5 protein-coding genes and 1 pseudogene are annotated in these 5,509 nt (G+C 71.0%); 1 reads left to right on the top strand and 5 read right to left on the bottom strand.

Translation table 11 applies throughout. The annotated features are described in order from the left end of the window. Nucleotides 1-217 precede the first annotated feature (217 nt). From GT354_RS15160 to GT354_RS15145, 4 genes and pseudogenes are all read right to left on the bottom strand, one after another. Nucleotides 218-646: a polyhydroxyalkanoate synthesis regulator DNA-binding domain-containing protein gene (locus GT354_RS15160; RefSeq protein ID WP_161356840.1), complete on the bottom strand. Its 429-nt coding sequence runs from the start codon at nt 644-646 to the stop codon at nt 218-220. Between the two features lie 314 nt (nt 647-960). Beyond that, nucleotides 961-1,407 (bottom strand): annotated as a pseudogene (locus GT354_RS56500) (Tn3 family transposase); the annotation flags it as partial. A 27-nt stretch (nt 1,408-1,434) separates the two neighbouring features. Further along, complete coding sequence (gene pntB, locus GT354_RS15150) at nt 1,435-2,835, bottom strand: Re/Si-specific NAD(P)(+) transhydrogenase subunit beta (protein ID WP_202511924.1); 1,401 nt, start codon at nt 2,833-2,835, stop codon at nt 1,435-1,437. A gap of 2 nt (nt 2,836-2,837) precedes the next feature. Continuing rightward, complete coding sequence (locus GT354_RS15145; RefSeq protein WP_161356839.1) at nt 2,838-4,367, bottom strand: Re/Si-specific NAD(P)(+) transhydrogenase subunit alpha; 1,530 nt, start codon at nt 4,365-4,367, stop codon at nt 2,838-2,840. Here GT354_RS15145 and GT354_RS15140 point away from each other — a divergent pair. Continuing rightward, nucleotides 4,360-4,551 (top strand): hypothetical protein, encoded by a 192-nt coding sequence (locus tag GT354_RS15140; RefSeq protein WP_161356838.1) that lies wholly within the window; start codon nt 4,360-4,362, stop codon nt 4,549-4,551. The genes GT354_RS15145 and GT354_RS15140 overlap by 8 nt on opposite strands. 97 nt (nt 4,552-4,648) lie before the next feature. Here GT354_RS15140 and GT354_RS15135 read toward each other — a convergent pair. Beyond that, nucleotides 4,649-5,509: NADP-dependent oxidoreductase (locus GT354_RS15135; protein WP_161356837.1), on the bottom strand; the 861-nt coding region annotated here is incomplete at its 5' end.

The raw sequence follows: 5,509 nt of genomic DNA, 5'->3' as shown, positions 1-5,509 counted from the left end.
CTGGTTGCCGTCCTTGTCGTACTCGTAGGCGACGCTCTTGCCCGGGGTGGTGACGGTCTTGACGCGGTCGTGCTCGACGCCGCCCCCAGCGGCACATCGGTGTCGATCTCGCGGAACAGGCTCGGCCGGCGGGGCCCGAGATCCCGGGCCGGGACGGGCTCGAACACGTCGAACGGCAGCGGAGTGACCTGGTGGTGGAGCCGTCCGAACTCCTCGATCATCGCCGGGGGCACGAGTCGGGCCGGGTGGAGAGCATCTGCCCGACCCTGATGTAGAAAGGTCCGAGTGACTGCAGTGCCTCGCGCACCGCCCGCGCCCGCTCCCGTGCCTCCTCTGCGGTATCAGCACCCGCTCCGCGCCTGGTCCGGCGCGCCTCTTGCACGAGTAGACGGCCCAGCGCACCGGCCGCCGGCCGAGCGGTCCCGGGCGCGGGCGGGGCAAGGGCGGCGAGGAGCACCCGGGCGAGGACCTGGTGGGTGCAGTCGCTGCCGCTCTCGCCTTCCCTGAGCCGGAAACGGCGCCCGCGCCGCACTTCGCCGGCCAGTGCCTCCAACGTGACCGGCCGACTCGTGAGCGTGTCGAACAGCCGCCCGTCCTCCGTGCGCTCCAGGAGGCGTTCCACGTCGGTACCGGCCGGCTCGGTCACCCGCGTGCCATCGGGGGCCGGGCTCCCACCGGTTCGTCGGCCGGCTGCCGCGTGGGCGGCGAGGTCCCGGCCAGGCGGCCGAGCTCTTCTCGCAACTCCGTCCGCACACGGCCCAGTTCCTCCACCGGGGGTCGTCCGCCCCGGGCGGCCCCGAGGGCGCCGGTGGCGTCCTTGGCGTCCTCCAGGAGGGCGAGGATCGTTTCGCGGGCCTTGCCGTCCACCCGTGCCGCGCAGTCGAGGAGAGCGTCGGCACGTGCCGTGAGGCCGTCCATGACGTGCCCGGCAAATTTGATCACGTGGTGACGCGGCCGGAGCCGTACGGTGGGGAGCCGGGTGACCTGCATCGTCCGCCGTGCCTCATCCGCATCCGAGTCGATCGGCGGCGGCGCCGGCTCGAACAACGCGGCGATCGCGGCGGCCGGTTCCTCGCGCGGCACCACCTCCTCGATCCGCTCCCACATCGCCGTCAGTGTCGCCACCTCCGGCGGACCGATCGCCCCGGACTCGGTGTCGACCTGCTCGCTCGTGGTGTCGAACACGACCCGGAACGCGGTCGCCGGCCTGATCCCGGCCCGCTCCATCCTCGGTGGCGTCTTCTGCTTCTGCTTCGCTGTCTCCCGCTCCGCCCGCGCGAGCAGCTTCTTCGCGATCAGTACCTCCAGCAGGTCCAGTGCGTCGTCGGCCACCCTGCTCGTCAGGTAGAGCGCGGTGGCCGGCAGGGTGGCCGGGCGCCGGGAGTCGCCGTGGCGCCGCAGCAGGGAGCCGGGGGTCGATCTGCCTGGTCGGTCTCAGGCAGGCACCCGTGACAGCGCGCCCACGATCTCGTCGACCTTGGTCTTCGCGTCACCGAAGAGCATCTGCGAGTTGTCGCGGAAGAAGAGCGGGTTCTGCACGCCGGCGTAGCCCGCCGCCATCGACCGCTTGAAGACGACCACGTTCCTGGCCTCCCAGACCCGCAGGACAGGCATGCCGGCGATCGGCGAGCCCGGGTCCTCGGCGGCGGCCGGGTTGACGGTGTCGTTGGCGCCGATGACGAGCACGACGTCGGCGTCGGCCAGGTCGTCGTTGATCTCGTCCATCTCCAGGACGATGTCGTACGGCACTTTGGCCTCGGCGAGCAGGACGTTCATGTGGCCCGGCAGGCGGCCGGCGACCGGGTGGATGCCGAAGCGTACGTCCACGCCGCGCTCGCGCAGGATGCGGGTGAGCTCGGCGACGGGGTACTGCGCCCGGGCGACGGCCATGCCGTAGCCCGGGGTGATGACGACGGAGCCGGCGCCGGCCAGCATCTCGGCGGTGTCCTCGGCCGAGATCTCGCGGTGATCGCCGTAGTCGACGTCGCTCGACGGACCGGCCTCGACGCCGAAGCCGCCGGCGATGACCGAGATGAACGAGCGGTTCATCGCCTTGCACATGATGTAGGAGAGGTACGCACCCGAGGAGCCGACCAGGGCGCCGGTGACGATCAGCAGGTCGTTGCCCAGCAGGAAGCCCGAGGCCACGGCCGCCCACCCGGAGTAGCTGTTGAGCATCGAGACGACGACCGGCATGTCACCGCCGCCGATGGAGGCGACCAGATGCCAGCCGAGCGCCAGGGCGACGACCGTGACGGCTGTCAGCAGCGGGAGCGTCGGGTCGATGACGTACACGACCGTCAGGGCCGCGAAGACGACCAGGGCGCCGATGTTGATGATGTTCTTGCCTGGCAGCATCAGCGGGGACGGCTTCATCCGGGCCGAGAGCTTGAGGAAGGCGACGATCGAGCCGGTGAAGGTCACCGCGCCGATGAAGACGCCGATGAAGACCTCGGCATCGTGGATGGCGCCACCGTGGATGTGGCCGGCGGCGGCCTCGAAGTGGCCGTTCCAGCCGATCAGGACGGCGGTCAGACCGACGAAGGAGTGCAGCAGCGCGATCAGCTCGGGCATGCCGGTCATCTCGACGACCTTGGCGCGCCACAGGCCGGTGACCGCACCGACGGCGACCGCGACGACCAGGACGATCACGGCGGTGGAGGTGGCGGTGTCGGTGACCTGGATGACGGTCGCGATCAGGGCGAGTGCCATGCCGAAGACGCCGTAGAGCCAGCCCTGCGACGCGGTCTCGTGCTTGGACAGGCCTGCCAGCGACAGGATGAAGAGGAGGGCGGCGACGAGGTAGGCCGCGCCGGCGATCGACAAGATATCCATGATCAGGCCTTCCGGAACATCGAGAGCATGCGGCGGGTCACGGCGAAGCCACCGAAGATGTTGATGCTCGCCAGCAGCGTCGCGACGCCGGCCAGTACGAGCACCACGTTGTCGCGGACGGTGAGTTGCAGCAGGGCGCCCACGACGACGATGCCGGAGATCGCGTTGGTGACCGACATGAGCGGGGTGTGCAGCGCGTGGTGCACGTGGCCGATCACGTAGAACCCGATCACCACCGAGAGCGTCAGTACGGTGAAGTGCTGGGTGATCTCGGCCGGAGCGACCGCGTTGAGGAGGAAGAGGGCGAGCGCGCCGATGCCGACGAGTGCGAGCCTCGCGCCGGCGGAGAGCTTCTTCTTCTCCTTCTTCTCGACCTCGGCGGCCGGGGCGGCGGCAGCGGGTGCTGCGGAGACCTGCACCGGAGGCGGCGGCCAGAGCACGCTGCCGTCGTGCACGACGGTCAGGCCGCGCTGGACCTGGTCCTCGAGATCAAGGGCGAGTACGCCGTCCTTGCCCGGAGTCATCAGCTTCATCAGGTTCACCAGGTTGGTGCCGTACAGCTGGCTCGACTGCGCGGGAAGACGCGCGGGCAGGTCGGTGTAGCCGATGATCGTGACGCCGTTGGGGGTCGTGATGACCTGGTCCTTGACGGTGCCCTCGACGTTGCCGCCCTGGGCGGCGGCCATGTCGACGATGACCGAGCCGGCCTTCATGGAGGCGACGTCGGCGGCCGTGATCAGGCGCGGCGCCGGGCGGCCCGGGATCAGCGCGGTGGTCACGATGATGTCGACGTCGGCGGCCTGCTCGGAGTAGATCTCGGCGGCGCGCCTGTCGTACGCCTCGGAGGTCGCCTTGGCGTAGCCGTCGGTCGACTCCTCGACCTGGACCTCGACCTTCAGGTATTCACCGCCGAGCGACTTGACCTGGTCGGCGACCTCGGGGCGCGGGTCGGTGGCGCGCACGATCGCGCCGAGGGAGGAGGCGGCGCCGATGGCGGCCAGGCCGGCCACACCGGCACCGGCGACGAGTACCTTCGCCGGCGGCACCTTGCCGGCCGCGGTGACCTGGCCGGTGAAGAACCTGCCGAAGCGGTGGGCGGCCTCGACGACGGCGCGGTAGCCGGCGATGTTGGCCTGGCTGGAGAGGATGTCCATGGACTGCGCGCGGGAGATGCGCGGCACCGCGTCCATCGCGAAGGTGTCGACCTTGCGCGCGGCCAGCGTGTCCAGCAGCTCGGCGTTCTGCGCGGGGGCGATCGGGGCGACGAGGGTGGCGCCGCTCTTGAGCAGCTCGACCTCGGTCGGCGACGGCGCGTTGACCCGGAAGAGGAGATCGGCACCCCATGCGTCGGCGTTCGTGCCGAGGCGCGCGCCGGCTTCGACGTACGCCTCGTCCTTGAAGCTCGAGGCCTCACCGGCTCCCGTCTCGATGACGACGTCGTATCCCAGGCCCGTCAGCTGTTTCACGGTCGCCGGCGTCGCCGCGACCCGGGTCTCCCCGGGCTTGGTCTCTCGGGTTACTCCGATGAGCATCCTCGACTCCTTAGGTATTGCTACAGGTGTTTTCGGTTCCGAGCAGGGCGGATCGCCTCCCGGACCGGACGTCGCGACGTGCCGCGTTCAGGCGCTCGCCAAGGTCGCCTCGTTGCGCATCCGGGTGAGGACGTCGACGGGCGTCTCGATCGGCGTTGTCACGTCGACTGAGCGCCTGGGGTGATCTCTTCCGGCCGCGACGCCACCTGATGACTGCCGGAGAAGAGGCCTGGCCCCGTTCCTCGTCGAGGTGGTCTCGCTTTATCAGGCCGGCGGGGCGATCACAGGACGAGCATGAGCTTTCCGCCGGGGCGACCGGACCGGCTGAGTTCGGCCGCTTCCTCGATCCGGTCGAGCGTGTAGGTGCGGGCGACCGGTACGACCAGGACGCCTTCGCCGGCGAGCCGGGCGAACTCGTCCATCCGGTCGTAGCGCATCTCGGTGGTGATCCGGACGCCCAAGTCGGCCGCGGCGGCGAAGTCCGAGACGGTGAGGACCCGGTCGGGATCACCGGTCAGCCCGATCAAGGTCGGTAGCGAGCCGCCGGCCGGGCTGGGCTGGTCGGCGCGGTCGATCCGGCCCCCGGTCGGCGTCGTGTCCAGGGCCCGGTCGATCCGGCCTCCGGCCAGTGCGGCGACGCGTTCGGCCATGCCCTCGCCGTAGGCGGTCACTTGGGCGCCGATCTCTTCCAGGGCGCCGGCCCGGGTCGGCCCGGCGGTGGCGATCACCCGAACACCCCGGTGCAGCGCGAACCGCACCGCCGCCTCACCCACGGTGCTGCCCGCGCCGTGGACGAGCAGCAGCTCACCAGGCTCGACACCGAGGTCGTCGAGCGCGCGCCACGCCGTCTCGGCCGCCATCGGCAATGCGGCGGCCTGCTCGGCGGTGACGCCGTCGGGAATGCGTGCCCAGGCCGGCATCAGGGCGTACTCGGCGGCGCCGGCCGTCGAGCCGTGGAAGACGGCCGGGCCGAACACGCGGTCGCCGATCCGGACATCGGTGACGCCCTCGCCGAGCGCGTCGACGGTGCCCGCGATCTCCAGGCCGAGCCCGCGCGGCAGCGGCGGCAGATGGTCGGCGAGGAGACCGTCGACGATGTGCCAGTCGGCCGGCGTCAGGCCGCACGCCCGCACGGCGATCCG

The sequence above is a fragment of the Streptomyces sp. SID3343 genome (genome assembly GCF_009865215.1).
Lineage (GTDB): Bacteria > Actinomycetota > Actinomycetes > Streptomycetales > Streptomycetaceae > Embleya.
This window is presented reverse-complemented; position numbering and strand designations above follow the sequence as displayed.